We start from the raw sequence: 976 nt of genomic DNA, 5'->3' as shown, positions 1-976 counted from the left end.
TAACCTGAATCGCGGATAAGAAATTCGCTTGAAAAAAAGGTGGCTGAAAACCATTAGGGAGTTACCACACCACCTACGCCTTCAGCCACCATGTTCGATTTTACATATTTCTTCTGTATGATTGATGACTTTTTTCAGAAATTTGAAGCAACCTATTGGGAATTTTTAAAAGACAGTAACAAGCGTTTGAGAATGCGATCTTCTCAATTGAAACTTTCAGAAATCGTATTCATCGCCATTTGGTATAAATGCTCTCATTTCAATAACTTCAAAGCTTTCTTCTTTTCATTAAAGCAACATCAAAGCCAACTCTTTCGATATTTACCGTGTTACCAACGGATGGTTCATCTCATCGGAACACATCAATTGGCACTGCATGCTTTACATTTTGCCTTGATGAAAGATTGTCAGAGCCATTATTTGTGGATCGATTCGACTACACTGCCTGTATGCAAAAATCAGCGGATTCAACGACATAAATCTCTAGTAGTGATTGCAACACGTGGTAAAAGTTCAATGGGATGGTTCTTTGGCTGTAAGCTGCATTTAATCATGAATCAGTCAGGAGAGATTGTCAGTACAGCTTTATCGAATGGGCATACAGCAGATATTAAAATGGTTGAACGGTTGGTAGAAGGATTAAAAGTCAAGCTATATGCTGACCGTGGCTATATCAGTCAGGAATTAAAGAGCAGATTAAAATCACAAGGTACTGATTTAATTACATATCATCGAAAGAACATGAAATCTGTACAACTTTCAACATCAGATGAATATCACTTAAAGCAGCGTAATAAAATAGAAACTTTATTCAGCTTATTAAAAGGGAAATATCATTTGGTAACGAGTAAAGCGAGAAGCATTGAAGGATACTTAGCAGGAATTTATGCCTCTTTATGTGCTTATCAGTTATGCCATCAAAACAAGCCAACCATTCAAGTAATGGAATGATTGGCTTAAGCAGGATTCGGGTTAA

The 976-nt window shown here is 36.7% G+C and carries 1 protein-coding gene; it reads left to right on the top strand.

Going from position 1 to position 976, the window contains the following annotated elements:
* The first annotated feature begins 90 nt into the window (after positions 1-90).
* Complete coding sequence (locus tag GTU69_RS16925; protein WP_166172222.1) at positions 91-951, top strand: IS982 family transposase; 861 nt, start codon at positions 91-93, stop codon at positions 949-951.
* The last annotated feature ends 25 nt before the right edge of the window (positions 952-976 follow it).

It is taken from the genome of Acinetobacter sp. SA01 (genome assembly GCF_011319235.1).
GTDB lineage: Bacteria > Pseudomonadota > Gammaproteobacteria > Pseudomonadales > Moraxellaceae > Acinetobacter.
Note: the sequence above shows the minus strand (reverse complement) of the source record. Positions and strands in the feature narration are given on the sequence as shown.